The organism is Paenibacillus sp. NPDC058367 (genome assembly GCF_042723305.1).
Taxonomy (GTDB): Bacteria; Bacillota; Bacilli; order Paenibacillales; family Paenibacillaceae; genus Paenibacillus_AQ.
In genome coordinates this window covers 23,399-41,986 of record NZ_JBHXIZ010000011.1, presented here as the reverse complement: position 1 = coordinate 41,986, position 18,588 = coordinate 23,399, and the positions used below count along the sequence as shown (strand labels likewise).

16 protein-coding genes are annotated in these 18,588 nt (G+C 44.5%); all 16 read right to left on the bottom strand.

Annotation, left to right across the window (positions count from 1 at the left end; translation table 11 throughout):
• Position 1: 1 nt before the first annotated feature.
• The 16 genes from rplV to ACFWMP_RS30410 all read right to left on the bottom strand — a co-directional run bounded on the left by rplV (position 2) and on the right by ACFWMP_RS30410 (position 18,552).
• Positions 2–334: a 50S ribosomal protein L22 gene (rplV, locus tag ACFWMP_RS30485; protein WP_036680546.1), complete on the bottom strand. Its 333-nt coding sequence runs from the start codon at positions 332–334 to the stop codon at positions 2–4.
• 33 nt (positions 335–367) lie between these two features.
• On the bottom strand, positions 368–646 hold the full coding sequence (gene rpsS, locus ACFWMP_RS30480; protein WP_036652940.1) for a 30S ribosomal protein S19: 279 nt from the start codon (positions 644–646) through the stop codon (positions 368–370).
• Between the two features lie 76 nt (positions 647–722).
• Positions 723–1,553 carry a 50S ribosomal protein L2 gene (rplB, locus tag ACFWMP_RS30475; RefSeq protein ID WP_042192171.1) on the bottom strand — a complete coding sequence of 277 codons (831 nt, stop codon included), beginning with the start codon at positions 1,551–1,553 and terminating at the stop codon, positions 723–725.
• 27 nt (positions 1,554–1,580) lie between these two features.
• Positions 1,581–1,874 (bottom strand): 50S ribosomal protein L23, encoded by a 294-nt coding sequence (gene rplW / locus ACFWMP_RS30470; RefSeq protein WP_036680537.1) that lies wholly within the window; start codon positions 1,872–1,874, stop codon positions 1,581–1,583.
• Positions 1,874–2,497, bottom strand: coding sequence for a 50S ribosomal protein L4 (gene rplD / locus ACFWMP_RS30465; protein WP_042192174.1), 624 nt, complete (start codon positions 2,495–2,497; stop codon positions 1,874–1,876). The genes rplW and rplD overlap by 1 nt, the downstream gene beginning before the upstream one ends.
• 25 nt (positions 2,498–2,522) lie before the next feature.
• A complete protein-coding gene (rplC, locus tag ACFWMP_RS30460) occupies positions 2,523–3,146 on the bottom strand; it encodes a 50S ribosomal protein L3 (protein WP_076286852.1) in 624 nt (207 codons plus the stop codon).
• A gap of 42 nt (positions 3,147–3,188) precedes the next feature.
• Positions 3,189–3,497 (bottom strand): 30S ribosomal protein S10, encoded by a 309-nt coding sequence (gene rpsJ, locus ACFWMP_RS30455; protein ID WP_017692074.1) that lies wholly within the window; start codon positions 3,495–3,497, stop codon positions 3,189–3,191.
• A 226-nt stretch (positions 3,498–3,723) separates the two neighbouring features.
• Positions 3,724–5,049 (bottom strand): protoglobin domain-containing protein, encoded by a 1,326-nt coding sequence (locus ACFWMP_RS30450; RefSeq protein ID WP_379426067.1) that lies wholly within the window; start codon positions 5,047–5,049, stop codon positions 3,724–3,726.
• Positions 5,050–5,332: 283 nt separating this feature from the next.
• Positions 5,333–6,523: an elongation factor Tu gene (gene tuf / locus ACFWMP_RS30445; RefSeq protein ID WP_042192178.1), complete on the bottom strand. Its 1,191-nt coding sequence runs from the start codon at positions 6,521–6,523 to the stop codon at positions 5,333–5,335.
• 109 nt (positions 6,524–6,632) lie between these two features.
• Positions 6,633–8,711, bottom strand: a complete 2,079-nt coding sequence (gene fusA, locus ACFWMP_RS30440; RefSeq protein WP_042192180.1) for an elongation factor G — start codon at positions 8,709–8,711, stop codon at positions 6,633–6,635.
• Between the two features lie 47 nt (positions 8,712–8,758).
• On the bottom strand, positions 8,759–9,229 hold the full coding sequence (rpsG, locus tag ACFWMP_RS30435; protein ID WP_036680520.1) for a 30S ribosomal protein S7: 471 nt from the start codon (positions 9,227–9,229) through the stop codon (positions 8,759–8,761).
• Positions 9,230–9,273: 44 nt separating this feature from the next.
• Complete coding sequence (rpsL, locus tag ACFWMP_RS30430) at positions 9,274–9,693, bottom strand: 30S ribosomal protein S12 (RefSeq protein WP_036680518.1); 420 nt, start codon at positions 9,691–9,693, stop codon at positions 9,274–9,276.
• 133 nt (positions 9,694–9,826) lie between these two features.
• On the bottom strand, positions 9,827–10,078 hold the full coding sequence (locus tag ACFWMP_RS30425) for a ribosomal L7Ae/L30e/S12e/Gadd45 family protein (RefSeq protein WP_379426063.1): 252 nt from the start codon (positions 10,076–10,078) through the stop codon (positions 9,827–9,829).
• A gap of 179 nt (positions 10,079–10,257) precedes the next feature.
• Positions 10,258–13,869: a DNA-directed RNA polymerase subunit beta' gene (gene rpoC, locus ACFWMP_RS30420; RefSeq protein WP_042192182.1), complete on the bottom strand. Its 3,612-nt coding sequence runs from the start codon at positions 13,867–13,869 to the stop codon at positions 10,258–10,260.
• A 114-nt stretch (positions 13,870–13,983) separates the two neighbouring features.
• Complete coding sequence (gene rpoB, locus ACFWMP_RS30415; protein ID WP_042131231.1) at positions 13,984–17,529, bottom strand: DNA-directed RNA polymerase subunit beta; 3,546 nt, start codon at positions 17,527–17,529, stop codon at positions 13,984–13,986.
• Positions 17,530–17,952: 423 nt separating this feature from the next.
• On the bottom strand, positions 17,953–18,552 hold the full coding sequence (locus tag ACFWMP_RS30410) for a class I SAM-dependent methyltransferase (protein WP_042192184.1): 600 nt from the start codon (positions 18,550–18,552) through the stop codon (positions 17,953–17,955).
• Between the last annotated feature and the right edge of the window lie 36 nt (positions 18,553–18,588).

Below are 18,588 nucleotides of genomic sequence, written 5' to 3'. Positions count from 1 at the left end.
CTTATTTCTCAGATACCACCAGTGTAATGTGGCTCGTGCGTTTATTGATCCGACTTGCGCGGCCCATGGCGCGCGGACGGAAACGTTTCATAGTAGGTCCTTGGTTAACGAAAACCTCGCTAACGAACAAACTGTTCACGTCCAAAGAATAGTTATGCTCAGCATTCGCAATTGCCGAATTAAGCAACTTCTCAACGACCGGAGAAGCGGATTTCGGAGTGTGGCGAAGAATAGCAATTGCTTCCCCCACTTGCTTACCACGAATCAAGTCAACAACCAGTTTCGCTTTACGAGCGGAAATCCGCACCGATCTTGCATGTGCTTTTGCTTCCATTGTTTAACCTCCTTTCAAACAGAGACCTTATTATTATCTTCTTGTTTTCTTATCGTCACCCGCGTGGCCTTTGTAAGTACGTGTTGGCGCGAACTCGCCCAACTTGTGACCTACCATATCTTCTGTTACGTATACAGGCACGTGTTTACGGCCGTCATATACACCAAACGTATGTCCGATAAACTGAGGGAAAATGGTTGAGCGACGGGACCAAGTTTTAACTACAACCTTTTTTTCAGCCTCGTTCAGTTCCTCAACTTTTTTAAGCAGGTAGCCATCGATAAACGGCCCCTTCTTTAAACTGCGACCCATGTGTGAATCCTCCCTTCATCCGGTTCTTCAAACCGCGAATCGACGCTTCGCGCTTTATTAACTTGCCAGAAGCGTCTTATTTTGTGCGGCGGCGAACGATATATTTATCAGATGCCTTGTTTTTCTTACGCGTTTTGTAACCAAGGGTTGGTTTACCCCATGGAGACATAGGCGATTTACGTCCGATTGGAGCGCGGCCTTCACCACCACCGTGTGGGTGATCGTTCGGGTTCATTACTACACCGCGTACTTCAGGGCGACGGCCCAGCCAGCGACTACGTCCAGCTTTACCGATTTTGATCAATTCATGATCTTCGTTACCTACGGAACCGATAGTTGCACGGCATACGCTAAGGATCTTACGAACCTCACCGGATGACAAACGAACGGAACAGTACTTTTCTTCTTTACCAAGCAATTGAGCTTCTGTACCAGCAGCACGAACCAATTGTCCGCCTTTACCTGGTTTCAACTCAATGTTGTGGATAACTGTACCCACTGGGATGTTCTCCAGTGCAAGGCTGTTACCAATTTTGATGTCGGCTGTTGGGCCGGACTCTACTTTATCCCCAACTTTTAGGCCTTTAGGAGCGATGATATAACGTTTCTCTCCATCAGCATAGTGGATCAAAGCAATATTAGATGTACGGTTCGGGTCATACTCGATTGTAGCAACGCTACCTGGTATGCCGTCTTTAGTCCGCTTGAAGTCGATAATACGGTATTTACGTTTGTGTCCGCCGCCATGGTGACGAACCGTAATTTTACCTTGGTTGTTGCGTCCCGCATGTTTGAACAGCGGAGAAAGCAACGATTTCTCTGGCTGGTTTGTTGTGATTTCTTCAAACGTAGACACAGACATATGGCGTCTTGCCGGAGAGGTCGGTTTGTACTTTTTGATTGGCACTATAGTTTCCTCCTTACTTTAAGAGTATTATTCTACCGCTTCAAAAAATTCAAGCGGTTTGCTGTCCGGGCTAAGCTTAACGATGGCTTTTTTCCACTCTGGAGTGTAACCAGAATATTTACCATAACGTTTCAGTTTGCCAGGCACGCGCATTGTGTTCACATTAGTTACTTTTACTTTGAAAATAGCCTCGACAGCTTTTTTGATTTCGGTTTTGTTAGCACGGATATCCACTTCAAAAGCGTATTTCATTTCGCTCATGTAGTCGGAAGTACGTTCCGTAATCACCGGACGTTTGATAATATCACGAGGATCTTTCATTACGCGAACACCTCCTCTACCTTCAGAACTGCTTCTTTAGTGATGATCAGTTTGTCGTACGTCAGTACGTCAAGAACATTAATGCCGTCAGCCGCTACGAATTTCACCCCAGGGATGTTACGAGCGGAAAGTGCTACGTTATCATCATAGCTAGTAGCTACGATCAAAGCTTTGCGTTCCACTTTCAGGTTGTTCAAGATTGCTGCGAATTCTTTCGTCTTCGGAGCATTCATTGTCAAGCTATCCAATACGATAATGTCATTCTCGAGTACTTTCGAGGACAAAGCGGATTTGATCGCCAAACGACGAACCTTCTTAGGCAATTTCCAGGAATAGCTACGTGGTGTTGGTCCGAAGACAACGCCGCCGCCTTTCCATTGTGGAGAACGAATGGATCCTTGACGAGCGCGACCTGTACCTTTTTGTTTCCAAGGCTTACGTCCACCGCCACGAACTTCAGAACGTCCTTTTACTTTGTGTGTACCACGACGAAGGGAAGCTCTTTGCATAAGCGCAGCTTCGTGTAGAACGTGCTCATTCGGTTCAATACCGAATACTGTATCGCTCAGTTCTACTTCACCAACTTCGTTGCCACTAATATTAAAAAGTGTTACTTTTGGCATTTCATGTTCCTCCTTTCTTAGGTAATTATTTCTTAACGGTTTGTTTAACTTTCACGAAGCTGTTTTTAGGACCTGGGATAGCGCCTTTAACCAGCAATACGTTACGTTCAACGTCAACCTTGATGATTTCAAGCTTTTGAACCGTGATAGTCGTGTGACCCATATGTCCTGGGAGGCGTTTGCCCTTCGGAACACGGTTAGCTTGGATAGAACCCATGGAACCCGGTCTTCTGTGGTAACGCGATCCGTGTGCCATTGGTCCGCGGCTTTGTCCCCAACGTTTGATGTTACCTTGGAAACCTTTACCTTTAGATGTGCCAGTTACGTCAACAAATTCGCCCTCAGCAAAAATATCAGCCTTCAGTTCTTGTCCAACCTCGAGAGACCCGAGGTCAACACCGCGAATTTCACGAACGTAGCGCTTAGGTGTTGCATTTGCCTTTTTGGCGTGACCTTGTTCAGGCTTATTGGAGCGACTTTCTTTTTTATCAGAAAATCCCAATTGCACTGCTTCATATCCGTCGATATTCAGGTCTTTCTTTTGCAGTACTACACAAGGGCCTGCTTCGATAACAGTAACAGGAATTACGTTACCTTCTGGAGTAAACACTTGAGTCATACCGAGTTTTTTTCCTAAGATACCTTTCAATGTTGACACCTCTTTTCTTTTCCTAAGTTGCTAAAAATAGAATTACAATTTGATTTCGATATCTACACCGGACGGTAGATCCAAGCGCATCAAGGCATCCACAGTTTGTGGTGTTGGGTTCACAATATCGATCAAACGTTTGTGAGTCCGTTGTTCAAACTGTTCACGGGAATCCTTGTACTTGTGTACCGCACGGAGAATAGTAATGATTTGCTTCTCAGTTGGCAACGGAATCGGTCCAGATACACCAGCACCCGAACGTTTTGCAGTTTCAACGATTTTCTCTGCGGATTGATCAAGAATTCTGTGGTCGTATGCTTTCAAGCGAATACGAATTTTTTGCTTTGCCATTTTAGTCCCTCCTTCTATCGCCCAATTTATTATCGGACATACTCCGTGAAAATTTTCTGACGTCGACCTCATGGCAAAGGGGCCGGGTGTGTCAGTAACCTCTCACATCATCGCAACGTCTCAGAACAACATTTATTATTATATATAATAGGCAGCAGTATTGCAAGCTAAAATAACAAAACAACGTATATTTTTTTCATGCGTTGCTTTATTACTATTATATAGGTTAAAGATTCGCAGTGGCAGACTTAAAAATCTCAGCTGACTCCGCAGTCTGTGCTGTTGCTGACCCAATTCCCTCTATTGTCTGAATCAATGTTCTTATTTCTTCTTCTACTATAACAATCTCTTGTGTGCTACTTCTCATCGCCTCTACAATTTCGGAAAACAAAAGACTAGTCTCAACGGATTGATGTTTCCCACTTTTGGTTAGCTCTTGTACCTTACGTATCTCCTCAACGACTTGTTGTGTGAGACTTCCCGATTTATAAGTCAGCTCTACGATCTGAATTACAGTATTCTTCGTATCCTCTGCCAACCGACTAACTTCTTGAGCAACTACACTAAACCCTCTACCATGCACTCCGGCTCTAGCGGCTTCTATCGTTGCATTAAGTGAAAGAATTTTAGTTTGATCTGCAATATCTTTAACTGAGTTTACGATTTTTTGAATTTGTTTAGAGGAATTGCTTAATTCGTGGACTGAATGTTCCATTTCACTAGTACTTTGATAAATAAGATTAATCTGTCCTGTTAAGCTATCCAAATGCTCATGTCCATCTGTAGCCAACCCCTGCGACTCTACAGCGGATGTAGCTGTACGTTGGAATGTTCTACTCACTTCATTGCTACTTGCTACTAGCTGCTTCACAGCGGCATTTGTGTCGATACTAAAATCTATTAACTCGCTGCTGAATTCAGCAATTTTCTGCTTTAATTCATTTTTAACCAAAAGGTATTGCTGTTCCTTCTCTTTGACGTTCTCCTTCTCGTATTCCTCCAGGACAAGTTGTTGTTCAAGGTTAAGCAGCTTAGTTACGGTCTTAACTACATGTAAACGTGTATTGTCATCATGTGTCTCATTATAGATAACTTGTATAAAAACGTTCTGAAGATTTTGAAAAGCGGATAAGTACCATTTAGGCTCAAGTCCTACTCTTTTATGAATATTAGCAATCTTCATTCGCTTTGCTATGTATTCTTCATCAACTTTGCCATCAAAAATTTCAATGATATGCTCGCGGAGTGTTGTTTTCAACCTCTCGATACTACTATGCTCCAATATAATGGCTTCGAGTTTATCCACACCTAATACCGAATTATAAAATTGATCAATTATATAGTCTATATTCTTTTCAACGCTAGGCTTTACCCTACGTAATAAGTTCAAATCTGATTCAGATAGATCAATCATTCTCATTTGCTCATTGAGTTCGTCATAACCCTCAAGAGTATGAAAAAAATCTTCAGTACGCTTAGTCTGGTGTTTATGTTCTATCAAATTAGGGGTGTGAGAATCCTCGTTATTATTACGTGATGTTATAGCATGCATGAATGAAAAAGGACATTTTCCCATGTTATCACTCTCCCCTCAATTACTATTTTTTTACAATATTACCTTCCTTTCATTTTACTCTATGATTATTAAAATTGTAAACAATTTATCGTTGAATTTTGTAGAATTTTGTAGAATTATTCGAAATTTCATACTTATTTTATCGTATATTGTCGAATTTAAGATGGTTTATCCTATAAAATAACAAAAAGCCCCGGATTCTCCGCAAGAAGAATCCGGGGCACTATGATTCAGAGTCTACCCGCAGATAGAAACGAATTTATTTTTGGATGGAAGCTACGCTACCTGCTCCAACTGTACGTCCACCTTCGCGAATGGAGAATTTAGTACCTTCTTCAATAGCGATAGGGGAGATCAAAGCAACAGTTACAGTGATGTTGTCACCAGGCATAACCATTTCAGTACCTTCTGGCAAGTTGATGATGCCAGTTACGTCAGTTGTACGGAAGTAGAACTGTGGACGGTAACCAGTGAAGAATGGTTTGTGACGTCCGCCTTCTTCTTTAGTCAAAACGTAGATTTGAGCAGTGAACTCAGTGTGTGGTTTAACAGAGTTCGGTTTAGCCAATACTTGGCCACGCTCGATCATTGTACGGTCTACACCACGAAGCAAAGCTCCGATGTTGTCACCCGCTTGAGCGGAATCCAGCAATTTACGGAACATTTCTACGCCCGTAACTACGGATTTCTTAGTTTCTTCGTGAATACCAACGATTTCGATTTCTTCTCCGACTTTAACTGTTCCGCGTTCTACGCGACCAGTTGCCACAGTACCGCGGCCAGTGATGGAGAATACATCTTCGACAGGCATCAAGAATGGTTTGTCAGTTTGACGCTCTGGAAGTGGAATGTACTCGTCGATTGTTTCGAACATTTCAACAATCTTCTTAGCATATTCGCCTTCTGGGTTTTGAAGAGCTTCACGAGCAGAACCACGAATGATTGGAGTGTCATCGCCTGGGAAGTCATACTCGCTCAGCAAGTCACGAACTTCCATTTCAACCAATTCCAACAACTCTTCGTCTTCAACCATGTCGCATTTGTTCAAGAAAACAACGATGTATGGAACACCTACTTGACGGGACAACAGGATGTGCTCGCGAGTTTGTGGCATAGGGCCATCAGCTGCGGATACAACCAGGATAGCTCCGTCCATTTGCGCTGCGCCAGTGATCATGTTTTTAACATAGTCGGCGTGACCAGGGCAGTCTACGTGAGCGTAGTGACGGTTAGGAGTTTCATATTCAACGTGGGAAGTGGAGATTGTGATACCACGTTCGCGCTCTTCAGGAGCTTTGTCGATTTGATCGAATGCGATAGCTGCGCCACCGTAAGTTTTGGACAATACAGTAGTGATTGCAGCAGTCAGAGTCGTTTTACCATGGTCGACGTGACCAATAGTACCGATGTTAACGTGCGGTTTGTTACGTTCAAACTTTGCCTTTGCCATTTGAACAGTTCCTCCTTAATGTGGGGTTCCTTATATTTGAGCCGCCCGCATATATGTTTATCTTAGATGACTGAGTAATTATACTCGGACGGCAAGTTAAAACTAGTAATTATTCTCCGCCTTTGTTCTTAGCAGCGATCTCTTCCGCAATGGATTTAGGAACTTCTTCATAGTGAGAAAGCTCCATTGAGAATACGCCACGTCCTTGAGTACCAGAACGAAGAGTTGTAGAGTATCCGAACATTTCGGAAAGAGGCACCTTAGCACGGATAATTTGCGCTCCACCACGGGAATCCATACCTTCGATACGGCCACGGCGGGAGTTCAGCATACCCATAACATCACCCATATATTCCTCAGGAACAGTTACTTCTACTTTCATGATTGGCTCAAGCAGGACAGGTTTACACTTGTCTTTAGCTGCTTTAAGCGCCATCGAGCCGGCAATTTTAAATGCCATTTCGTTGGAATCGACATCATGGTAAGAACCATCAACGATGGTAGCTTTAACGTCTACAAGCGGGAAGCCTGCAAGTACGCCGTTTTTCATTTGTTCTTCGATACCCGCAAGTGCAGGAGCGATGTACTCTCTAGGAACCGAGCCACCGACAACTTTACTTTCGAATTTGCTACCAGTACCTGGCTCGAGGGGTTCAAATTCAACCCATACGTGACCGTATTGACCACGACCACCAGATTGGCGTACAAATTTACCTTCGACGCGAGCAGGTGCCTTGAACGTTTCGCGGTAAGCAACCTGTGGTTTACCCACATTGGTTTCTACTTTGAACTCACGACGCATACGGTCGATGATGATGTCCAAGTGAAGTTCACCCATACCAGCCAGGATAGTTTGGCCTGTTTCTTCATCAGTATGAGCACGAAGAGTTGGATCCTCTTCAGTCAACTTACCGAGAGCAACGCCCAATTTATCTTGGTCAGCTTTTGTTTTTGGTTCAACAGCGATTTCGATAACTGGATCAGGGAAGTTCATTGATTCCAGAATTACTGGATGCTTCTCATCACACAGTGTATCACCTGTACTGGTGTCTTTCAAACCAACTGCTGCAGCGATGTCGCCAGAATACACGATGGAAATCTCTTGACGGCTGTTAGCATGCATTTGAAGGATACGACCAATACGTTCACGCTTGTTCTTAGTAGCATTAACTACGTAAGATCCGGACTCTAGAATACCAGAGTATACACGGAAGAACGTAAGTTTACCTACATAAGGGTCAGTCATGATTTTAAATGCCAAAGCTGCAAACGGTTCTTCATCCGAAGAATGACGAACTGCTTCAGTTCCATCATCAAGATGTCCAGTGATAGCTGGAACGTCAAGAGGAGATGGCAAGTAATCAACAACAGCATCCAGCATAAGCTGAATCCCTTTGTTACGGTAGGAGGATCCAACAATTACAGGGAACAATTTAACTTCAACTACGCCTTTGCGCAGTGCAGCTTTAATTTCCGGAACTGTAATTTCTTCGCCTTCCAGGTACTTCATAGTCAGATCTTCATCAAGTTCAGCAACTTTCTCGATCAACTCGAGACGCAGCTCCTCAACTTTGGCCAAATATTCTTCCGGAATATCCGTTACTTCGATGTTTTGGCCTAGATCATCTCTGAACATGTGTGCTTTTTGCTCAACAAGGTCGATAATACCAGTGAAATCACTTTCTGCACCAATTGGCAATTGAATAGCAACTGCATTGGCTTGAAGGCGATCACGCATAGTTTCGATTACGTTAAGGAAATCCGCACCGATAATGTCCATTTTGTTCACATATGCAATACGTGGAACGTTATAACGGTCAGCCTGTCTCCATACGGTTTCAGACTGAGGCTCAACGCCCTCTTTTGCACTAAATACACCTACTGCCCCATCCAATACACGCAGGGAACGTTCAACTTCAACAGTGAAGTCAACGTGTCCTGGGGTATCAATGATATTGATGCGGTGACCTTTCCACGCAGCAGTCGTAGCAGCGGACGTAATCGTGATTCCGCGCTCTTGTTCTTGCTCCATCCAGTCCATTGTAGCAGCACCCTCGTGAACTTCACCGATTTTGTGCGTACGGCCTGTATAGAAAAGAATCCGCTCTGTGGTAGTTGTTTTACCAGCATCAATATGCGCCATGATCCCGATATTACGTGTATTTTTTAAGGAGAACTCTCTAGCCATGAAATGGATCTCCCTTCAAAATATAAGTTATTTGAATGACCTTAATCCTACCAACGGTAGTGAGCGAACGCTTTGTTTGCTTCAGCCATTTTGTGTGTATCTTCGCGTTTCTTAACAGAAGCGCCTGTGTTGTTGGAAGCGTCGATGATCTCAGCCGCCAAACGCTCTTCCATCGTCTTCTCACCGCGGTTGCGAGAGTAGTTTACGAGCCAACGTAATCCCAGAGCAGTACGTCTCTCTGGTTTAACCTCGATAGGTACTTGATAGTTAGCACCACCGACACGACGAGCTTTGACTTCCAAAACCGGCATGATATTCTTGATGGCAGCTTCGAAAACTTCCATCGGATCTTTACCCGTACGTTCTTCAATCAACTTGAATGAATTGTACAGAATGCTTTGAGCGACACCTCTTTTACCACCCAGCATAATGCGGTTAATCAAACGAGTAACCAACTTGCTATTATACAACGGATCTGGCAATACGTCTCTCTTAGTAACTGGACCTTTGCGTGGCATGGATATCCCCCTTTCTTAAATGTTTATTATTCTAGAATTTTTTCTTATTTCTTAGCTTTAGGACGTTTAGCACCGTATTTAGAACGAGCTTGCATCCGGTTAGCTACACCTGCTGTATCCAATGCACCACGAACGATATGGTAACGAACCCCTGCAAGGTCCTTTACTTTACCTCCGCGAAGTAATACAACACTGTGCTCTTGTAAGTTATGTCCGATACCCGGGATATAAGCTGTTACCTCGAGACGGTTCGTCAAACGAACACGGGCATATTTACGAAGCGCTGAGTTTGGTTTACGTGGAGTCATAGTACCAACACGAGTGCACACACCGCGTTTTTGCGGAGCGCTCAAATTTGTAGCCTCACGCTTGAGGGCGTTATACCCTTTTTGAAGAGCGGGAGATTTAGATTTTTCGATTTTGGCTTGACGGCCTTTACGAACCAATTGGTTAATTGTTGGCATGTTGTTGCCACCCCCTTCCTGAAATGATAGCCGATTTAAGAACTCTAAGCCCACAGACCCAGGCGGTTCATAAAAAGACAAATGAAAAGTTCTTGCCGCTGGAGTTCACCCCAGTACAAAAACATTTCCGTAGCTATTGTTTTAAGACGGCTGCCATCGCAGCGCCAACTTCTATTCCGCAGGCCTTGCCCAAATTCAGCATCGTATCCACGTATGTGATCTTAATGCCTTGTTTGTTACAAAGCATAACTATCCTGGAAGTAAGCCTTTGATCTCCGTCCTCTGCCACATAGACTTCTGCAGCTTGGCCCAACTCTACCGCCTTGACGGTTTGTTTGGTACCGATCTTGACCTGAGCATCCTGTAGTCCTCTATCATCAGTCATAATCATTACCTCCAATGAACAAGGATAACATGGCTACTCACGCACCTTAGACATTTTAGCATTATCAATAGATGGTGTCAAGAAATTCAGCAATAATTTTTATGAATATTATACACAGCAGATATTCGTGTCACACCTATGAATAGGTATGACACGAATTCACTACCATGTTTGCTAATTTATTCAGCAGGAACCGGCTCTAAAGACTCAAGCGCGCTTTCTGCATTTGGATCACTTAGCTTAACATTACGGTAACGATTCATACCAGTACCTGCAGGAATCAACTTACCGATAATAACATTTTCTTTGAGTCCAAGCAACTTATCTACTTTGCCTTTGATAGCAGCGTCTGTTAAGACACGAGTAGTTTCTTGGAAAGATGCAGCGGATAAGAAGGAATCTGTCTCAAGAGATGCCTTGGTAATACCGAGTAAGACCGGTTTAGCAACTGCAGGCTCTTTACCTGACAAGATGGCTTCCTTGTTAGCAGCTTCATATTCATGTATATCCGCAAACGCGCCTGGTAACAGACTTGTGTCACCTGCATCAATGATACGGATCTTCCGAAGCATTTGTTTGATCATAACTTCAATGTGCTTATCATTGATCTCAACGCCCTGGTTACGATATACACGCTGAACTTCTTGCAGAATGTAGTTTTGTACCCCACGGATCCCTTTGATTCGCAGCATTTCTTTAGGGTCAATCGAACCGTCTGTCAGCTCATCGCCGGCTTCAATTTCTTGGCCTTCGCTGACACGTAGACGTGAACCATAAGTAATGGAATAAGTCTTGGATTCTGCTTCACCTTGAACCTCGATTTCACGACGATCCTTAGTTTCACGGATTTCCTTGATTACACCATCGATCTCACTGATTGTAGCCTGACCTTTAGGGTTACGGGCTTCAAACAACTCTTGAATACGCGGCAAACCTTGCGTGATGTCATCACCGGCAACACCGCCGGTATGGAACGTACGCATTGTAAGCTGGGTTCCTGGTTCACCGATAGATTGTGCAGCGATAATACCAACCGCTTCACCGATCTCAACGTGTTTACCAGTTGCCAAGTTACGACCGTAACATTTCTTACAAACACCATGACGAGCACGGCAGCTTAGTACAGATCGGATTTGTAGCTTAGTTACACCAGCGTCTACGATTGCTTCCGCTTTATCGGAGTCAATCAAATCGTTGCGGTGAACAATGATTTCGCCTGTTTCCGGATGACGAACAGTCTCGAAGCAGTAACGACCTTCAATACGGTCATACAGGTCCTCAATAACCTCTTTACCATCCTGAATACGACTAACTGTAAATCCTTTATCCGTTCCACAATCTTCCTCACGGACGATAACGTCCTGAGCTACGTCAACGAGACGACGAGTCAAGTAACCGGAGTCAGCAGTACGAAGTGCGGTATCGGCAAGACCTTTACGCGCTCCGTGAGTGGAGATAAAGTACTCCAAGACCGTAAGACCTTCACGGAAGTTCGCTTTAATTGGCAATTCGAAAATCCGACCCGAAGGTGTTGCCATCAGACCACGCATACCACCCAGCTGAGTGATCTGCGATTTGTTACCCCGCGCTTTGGAGTCAACCATGAGCATGATTGAGTTGAAACGGTCCATCGATTTAAGCAGGATGTTCGTAAGATCATCCTTCGTCTTCGACCAGATCTCAATAACGCGGTCGTACCGTTCGTCATTAGTGATCAGACCACGGCGATATTGGTTAGCAACCACATCTACCTTAGCTTCGGACTCTTTCAGGATCGTAACTTTCTCCTCAGGCACGATAACATCCGACACAGCAACGGTAACACCGGAACGTGTGGAGTAAGTAAAGCCGAGTTGTTTAATTTTATCCAAAATCATAGAGGTTTTGGTTGTATGATAAGTTTCAAAACAACGTGCGATAATCAGACCCAGATATTCTTTACCTACAGCGCTGGCTTCAGGAGCGGATTCAATCAGCTCGCGAATATCTGCGCCTTTTTCATAGATAAAGTATTTCTCTGGCGTGCCATGCAGCAAGTTAGTCTTAGTCGCTTCATTGATATAAGGGAAACTACTTGGGTAAATTTCATTAAAGATAATCTTACCGATCGTAGTAATCAACATTGCGCCTTGTTGTTTTTCCGTAAAGCAAGTCTTACCTAGTGCTTTAACTGGAATAGCTACACGAGCATGAAGACCTGCAGTTCCGCGCTGGTAAGCTGATACAGCTTCATTTACGGTACGCAGAATCATACCTGATCCTTTTTCTTCCTTATTGTCCATGGTCAGGTAGAAAGTACCAAGGACCATATCCTGGGAAGGTGTTACAACCGGTTTTCCGTCTTTAGGGTTCAAGATATTACCGGATGCAAGCATGAGAATACGTGCTTCCGCTTGAGCTTCTGCTGACAGAGGAACGTGCACCGCCATTTGGTCACCGTCAAAGTCGGCGTTATAAGCCGTACATACGAGTGGGTGAAGACGAATAGCATGACCTTCCACCAAAATCGGTTCAAAAGCTTGGATACCGAGACGGTGAAGTGTTGGTGCGCGGTTTAGAAGTACTGGGTGCTCTCTGATTACTTCTTCAAGTACATCCCATACTTCAGGACTTACACGCTCAACTTTACGTTTTGCGCTCTTTATGTTGTGGGCTAGGCCCTTATTAACCAATTCCTTCATGACAAAAGGCTTGAACAATTCTAGCGCCATTTTCTTAGGAAGTCCGCACTGATACATCTTGAGGTACGGTCCTACAACGATAACGGAACGACCAGAGTAGTCAACCCGTTTACCGAGCAAGTTCTGACGGAAACGTCCTTGTTTACCTTTCAGCATGTGGCTGAGAGATTTCAATGGACGGTTACCAGGACCCGTTACCGGACGTCCTCTACGGCCGTTATCAATGAGAGCATCGACAGCTTCCTGTAGCATCCGTTTCTCGTTCTGCACGATAATGTCAGGTGCACCAAGATCCAACAGTCTTTTCAGACGGTTGTTCCGGTTAATAACACGACGATAAAGATCGTTCAAATCAGACGTAGCAAAACGGCCACCATCCAATTGAACCATCGGACGAAGCTCCGGAGGAATAACCGGAAGAACATCCATGATCATCCAATCAGGTTTGTTGCCTGAGTTACGGAATGCTTCAATGACTTCCAGACGTTTGATCGCCCGGTTACGACGTTGGCCTTGGGCCGTACGCAGTTCTTCTTTGAGGAATTCCAGCTCTTTTTCGATGTCGATGTCTTGAAGAAGCTTCTTAACAGCTTCAGCACCCATGCCCGCTTGGAATCCGTAACCGTATTTTTCGCGGTAGCTACGATATTCTTTCTCGGATAGAAGTTGTTTCTTTTCCAGTGGTGTTTCACCTGGGTCAGTTACAACATACGAAGCGAAGTAGATAATCTCTTCAAGTGATCTTGGAGACATATCTAGTGCCAAACCCATACGGCTTGGGATACCTTTGAAGTACCAGATATGAGATACCGGAGCAGCCAATTCAATGTGACCCATACGTTCACGACGAACTTTAGCACGAGTAACTTCAACGCCACAACGGTCGCAGACTACGCCCTTATAACGGACACGTTTGTATTTACCGCAATGACATTCCCAGTCTTTTTGAGGTCCAAAGATACGCTCACAGAAAAGACCCTCTTTTTCCGGTTTCAATGTACGATAGTTAATGGTTTCCGGTTTCTTAACTTCTCCGCGGGACCATGAACGAATCTTCTCCGGAGAAGCGAGTCCGATTTTCATAAATTCAAAATTGTTAACGTCCAACAAGGAGCAACCCTCCTTAACCTAATCCTGATTTAGTACCGCTTTGCCCTCCTCTGACTGTTACATCAAAAGAGGGCGCGGTCCTTTATAAAATGGAACTCAAAAGCTCCAACGTGATTATTCTACTCCGACTTCTGCGCCTTCTAAATTGAGGCTCAGCTTGTCGCCTGACGTCTCGTCCTCATCGTCCAATTCTCTCATTTCAATTTCCTGCTCGTCACCGCTAAGAATCTTAACATCCATACCCAGGGACTGCAGTTCTTTGATCAATACCTTGAACGACTCAGGAACACCTGGTTCCGGTACATTTTCACCTTTGACAATGGATTCGTACGTCTTCACGCGACCAACCACGTCATCGGATTTTACAGTCAAAATTTCTTGCAATGTATATGCAGCACCGTAAGCTTCAAGCGCCCACACTTCCATCTCCCCGAAACGCTGTCCACCAAACTGAGCTTTACCACCCAGTGGCTGTTGCGTAACTAGTGAGTAAGGTCCTGTTGAACGGGCGTGAATCTTATCATCAACCATGTGCGCCAGTTTGATCATATGCATGACGCCGACAGTAACTTCACGTTCGAAGCGTTCACCTGTACGACCATCGTACAATACAGTCTTACCATTACGCTGCATGCCAGCTTCTTCCATCGTATCAAATACGTCGTACTCACGTGCTCCGTCGAATACCGGCGTTGCAATGTGAATTCCCAGACGCAATGCGGCCATACCAATATGGACCTCAAGCACCTGTCCGATGTTCATACGAGAAGGAACGCCTAGAGGGTTAAGAACAACCTGTACCGGCGTACCGTCCGGAAGGAACGGCATATCTTCTTCTGGCAGGATACGAGCAACGACACCCTTGTTACCGTGACGTCCGGCCATTTTGTCACCTTCAGAAATCTTACGTTTCTGAGCGATGTACACACGAACCAATTGATTTACGCCAGGAGGCAGCTCATCGCCGTTCTCACGTGTAAATACTTTAACGTCAACGATAATACCATCACTACCGTGAGGAACACGTAAAGAGGTATCCCGTACTTCACGAGCCTTCTCACCAAAGATAGCGTGTAGGAGACGCTCTTCTGCAGTCAATTCAGTTACACCCTTAGGAGTAACCTTACCAACTAGAATGTCACCAGCACTGATTTCCGCACCGATGCGGATAATTCCACGCTCATCAAGATTGCGCAGAGCTTCTTCGCCCACGTTTGGAATATCACGTGTGATTTCTTCAGGTCCCAGTTTAGTGTCACGAGCTTCGGATTCGTATTCCTCGATATGAATCGAAGTGTATACATCTTCCTTAACTAGCTTTTCACTTAACAGGATCGCATCCTCGTAGTTGTAACCTTCCCAAGTCATGAACGCAACGACTACGTTACGACCAAGAGCAAGTTCGCCCATTTCTGTAGAAGGACCGTCCGCCAGGATGTCACCCTTCTTAACAATATCCCCTCTTTTAGCTAGAGGACGTTGGTTAATACAGGTACCTTGGTTAGAACGCATAAATTTGTGTAATTTATATTTAACGATATCGCCTTTAACTTCTTTGCCTTCGACAGTTTCAACCCGGCGCAGCCAAATTTCATTAGCTGAAGAGCGTTCGATAATACCGTCATATTTAGAAACAACACATACGCCAGAATCCTTAGCGGATTTATGTTCCATCCCTGTTCCGACGAGGGGAGCTTTAGGAATTAGAAGTGGAACGGCTTGACGCTGCATGTTAGATCCCATCAGAGCGCGGTTGGAGTCATCGTTCTCAAGGAACGGAATGAGCGCCGTAGCGACGGATACGACCTGTTTAGGCGAAACGTCCATGTAATCTACACGATTACTTGGCATTGTTGTAATGTTGTCAGAGTCTTTATTGTAACGAACGATTACCATGTCTTCCTTAAAGGAGCCATCTTCATCGATCAATACGTTAGCCTGAGCAACTACATAATTATCTTCCTCATCAGCAGTCAGATAATCGATTTGTTCAGTTACCTTACCTGTCTTTGGATCTACCCAACGATACGGAGCTTCGATAAAGCCGTATTCGTTGATACGAGCAAAGGTGGACAAGGAGTTGATCAATCCAATGTTCGGACCTTCCGGTGTTTCAATTGGACACATCCGGCCGTAGTGACTGTGATGGACGTCACGAACTTCAAAGCCCGCGCGTTCACGTGTCAAACCACCAGGTCCGAGTGCAGACAGACGACGTTTATGCGTAAGTTCCGCAAGTGGGTTCGTCTGGTCCATAAACTGAGACAGCTGGGAGCTACCGAAGAACTCTTTAATGGACGCGATAACCGGACGAATATTGATCAGAGCTTGAGGCGTAATTGCATTAGCATCCTGAATCGACATTCTTTCACGCACAACGCGCTCCATACGGGACAAACCGATACGGAACTGATTCTGCAGAAGTTCACCCACAGAACGCAGACGACGGTTACCCAGATGGTCGATATCATCGGTATTACCAATTCCGTGAAGCAAATTAATAAAGTAGCTGATCGAGGATATAATATCAGCTTGAGTAATGTGCTTAACAGACTTGTCGATGTTGCCGTTAGCGATCAGCTTAATAACCCGACCTTCTTCAATTGGCGAGAATACGTCAATCGTTTGAAGAGGAATATCTTCGCTGTCCATAACTCCACCAGTAACACGGTAGTTCTTAAAGGCAACATTCTTTTCGAAGTAAGGAATCAATTCATCAAGCAGTCTGCGATCGACCATTTGACCGGACTCAGCCAGGATTTCTCCTGTAGCTTCGTCAACCAAAGGCTGAGCAAGACGTTGATTGAAAAGACGATTCTTAATGTGTAGCTTTTTATTGATTTTGTAACGGCCTACATTAGCTAGGTCGTAGCGTTTTGGATCAAAGAAACGCGCGACCAGCAAACTTTTGGCATTGTCTAGTGTCGGCGGTTCGCCCGGACGCAAACGCTCATAAATTTCAATAAGCGCCTTCTCCGTGGAGTCCGTGTTGTCTTTATCCAGCGTATTGCGAATATATTCATCATTGCCAAGCAATTCCAGAATTTCGGCATCACTACCGAAACCGAGAGCACGCAAAAGTACGGTAACAGGAATTTTACGAGTCCGATCGATACGAACATACATAATATCCTTAGCGTCGGTCTCAAGTTCCAACCAGGCTCCGCGGTTCGGGATTACTGTGGCGGTGTAGGTTTTTTTGCCGTTCTTATCCACTTTTGTGCTGAAATAGACGCTTGGAGAGCGAACCAACTGGCTGACAATAACCCGTTCCGCACCGTTAATAATAAAAGTGCCGGTCTCCGTCATCAGCGGGAAATCTCCCATGAACACTTCCTGCTCTTTGACCTCACCGGTCTCCTTATTAATGAGCCGCACCTTTACACGCAGAGGAGCCGCATACGTCACGTCCCGCTCTTTAGCGTCGTCAACCGTATATTTTGGTTCACCCAGGCTGTAATCAATGAACTCTAGTACCAAATTACCTGTGAAATCCTGGATCGGCGAGATGTCCTGAAACATTTCCCGCAATCCTTCCTCCAAAAACCAATCATAAGATTTTTGTTGGATCTCGATCAGGTTCGGGACCTCGAGTACCTCGTTAATTCTCGCATAGCTCCGCCGAGTGCGTCGACCATACTGAACAAGATGTCCTGCCAACTTTACTCACCCCTCATGTCTACTCACTTAAAAATTGATTGCGAACCCTTGTTTGGAACCGTATAATGGAACCATACTACAAGGATTCAGTCATAAATAAAAGAAAAGCCCTTATCGAAATCTTCGAAAAAAGAGCGCACTTATCCATGACCAAAATACTCCTTATCCAGTAGATTTGCCCAAAACGTACATATTATACGTCACCAAGCAACAGTTTATGCGCTATTATCTATTACCGCGTAACACTCGCTACGCCAGAGCATAGAGAACCAATTCGCAAAAAACTTGCCGTACGGCTTGCGCTAGCCGGCGACAATATATCGCTTGACATTTTCAGCAAACTAAAGACATGGAGCCTATCTTAATACTGACATTTTATAATAATACCATTATCACTATCACATGTCAATAACCTATTGATTTTTATTTTTGAGCTTTAATAATACGATAACCTTTATCTTTGCCCACTTCTTCTACATTTGAGAACAAGCTTTCAAGTTTAGCTACCGCTGATGGAGCGCCCTGCTTCTTCTGAATAACAATCCACAGAAATCCACCCTCATTTAAATGCTCATAAGCTTCTTCAAAAATCTGATGCACTACAGCTTTTCCTGCACGTATCGGAGGATTGGTAAGAATCACATCGAACTTTTGTTGTTCATTCAATGCGCCGAGCACATCGCTTTCCATTACCGTAACATTCCGGATTCCATTGTGCTGGGCATTTTCACGCGCAAGTTCTACCGCACGACTATTAATATCAATCATCGTAACTTGCCCTTTGGGGGCTAGGTATGCTGCACTTATGCCTATCGGTCCATATCCGCAACCCACATCAAGCACTGCTGAACCGTCCGGAATATCCATAGCTTCAATGAGAACTCGACTACCGTAATCGATGTCTCCTTTAGAGAACACACCTGCATCACTTGTGAAACGAAAGCTTTTGCCTCTTAGAACGGTGTCGATGGTACGTCTGTCATGACGCACTTCCGGTTGCTGCGAATAATAATGTTGCGACATCTCTATCCTCCCTTTCCTTTATGTTAATAGTTTGTA

What these genes read in the sequence shown, in the direction of transcription:
- rplV (WP_036680546.1), bottom strand. Translation starts at nt 334, where the DNA reads ATGGAAGCAAAAGCACATGCAAGATCGGTGCGGATTTCCGCTCGTAAA.
- rpsS (WP_036652940.1), bottom strand. Translation starts at nt 646, where the DNA reads ATGGGTCGCAGTTTAAAGAAGGGGCCGTTTATCGATGGCTACCTGCTT.
- rplW (WP_036680537.1), bottom strand. Translation starts at nt 1,874, where the DNA reads ATGAAAGATCCTCGTGATATTATCAAACGTCCGGTGATTACGGAACGT.
- rplD (WP_042192174.1), bottom strand. Translation starts at nt 2,497, where the DNA reads ATGCCAAAAGTAACACTTTTTAATATTAGTGGCAACGAAGTTGGTGAA.
- rpsJ (WP_017692074.1), bottom strand. Translation starts at nt 3,497, where the DNA reads ATGGCAAAGCAAAAAATTCGTATTCGCTTGAAAGCATACGACCACAGA.
- ACFWMP_RS30450 (WP_379426067.1), bottom strand. Translation starts at nt 5,049, where the DNA reads ATGCATGCTATAACATCACGTAATAATAACGAGGATTCTCACACCCCT.
- tuf (WP_042192178.1), bottom strand. Translation starts at nt 6,523, where the DNA reads ATGGCAAAGGCAAAGTTTGAACGTAACAAACCGCACGTTAACATCGGT.
- fusA (WP_042192180.1), bottom strand. Translation starts at nt 8,711, where the DNA reads ATGGCTAGAGAGTTCTCCTTAAAAAATACACGTAATATCGGGATCATG.
- rpsG (WP_036680520.1), bottom strand. Translation starts at nt 9,229, where the DNA reads ATGCCACGCAAAGGTCCAGTTACTAAGAGAGACGTATTGCCAGATCCG.
- rpsL (WP_036680518.1), bottom strand. Translation starts at nt 9,693, where the DNA reads ATGCCAACAATTAACCAATTGGTTCGTAAAGGCCGTCAAGCCAAAATC.
- ACFWMP_RS30425 (WP_379426063.1), bottom strand. Translation starts at nt 10,078, where the DNA reads ATGACTGATGATAGAGGACTACAGGATGCTCAGGTCAAGATCGGTACC.
- ACFWMP_RS30410 (WP_042192184.1), bottom strand. Translation starts at nt 18,552, where the DNA reads ATGTCGCAACATTATTATTCGCAGCAACCGGAAGTGCGTCATGACAGA.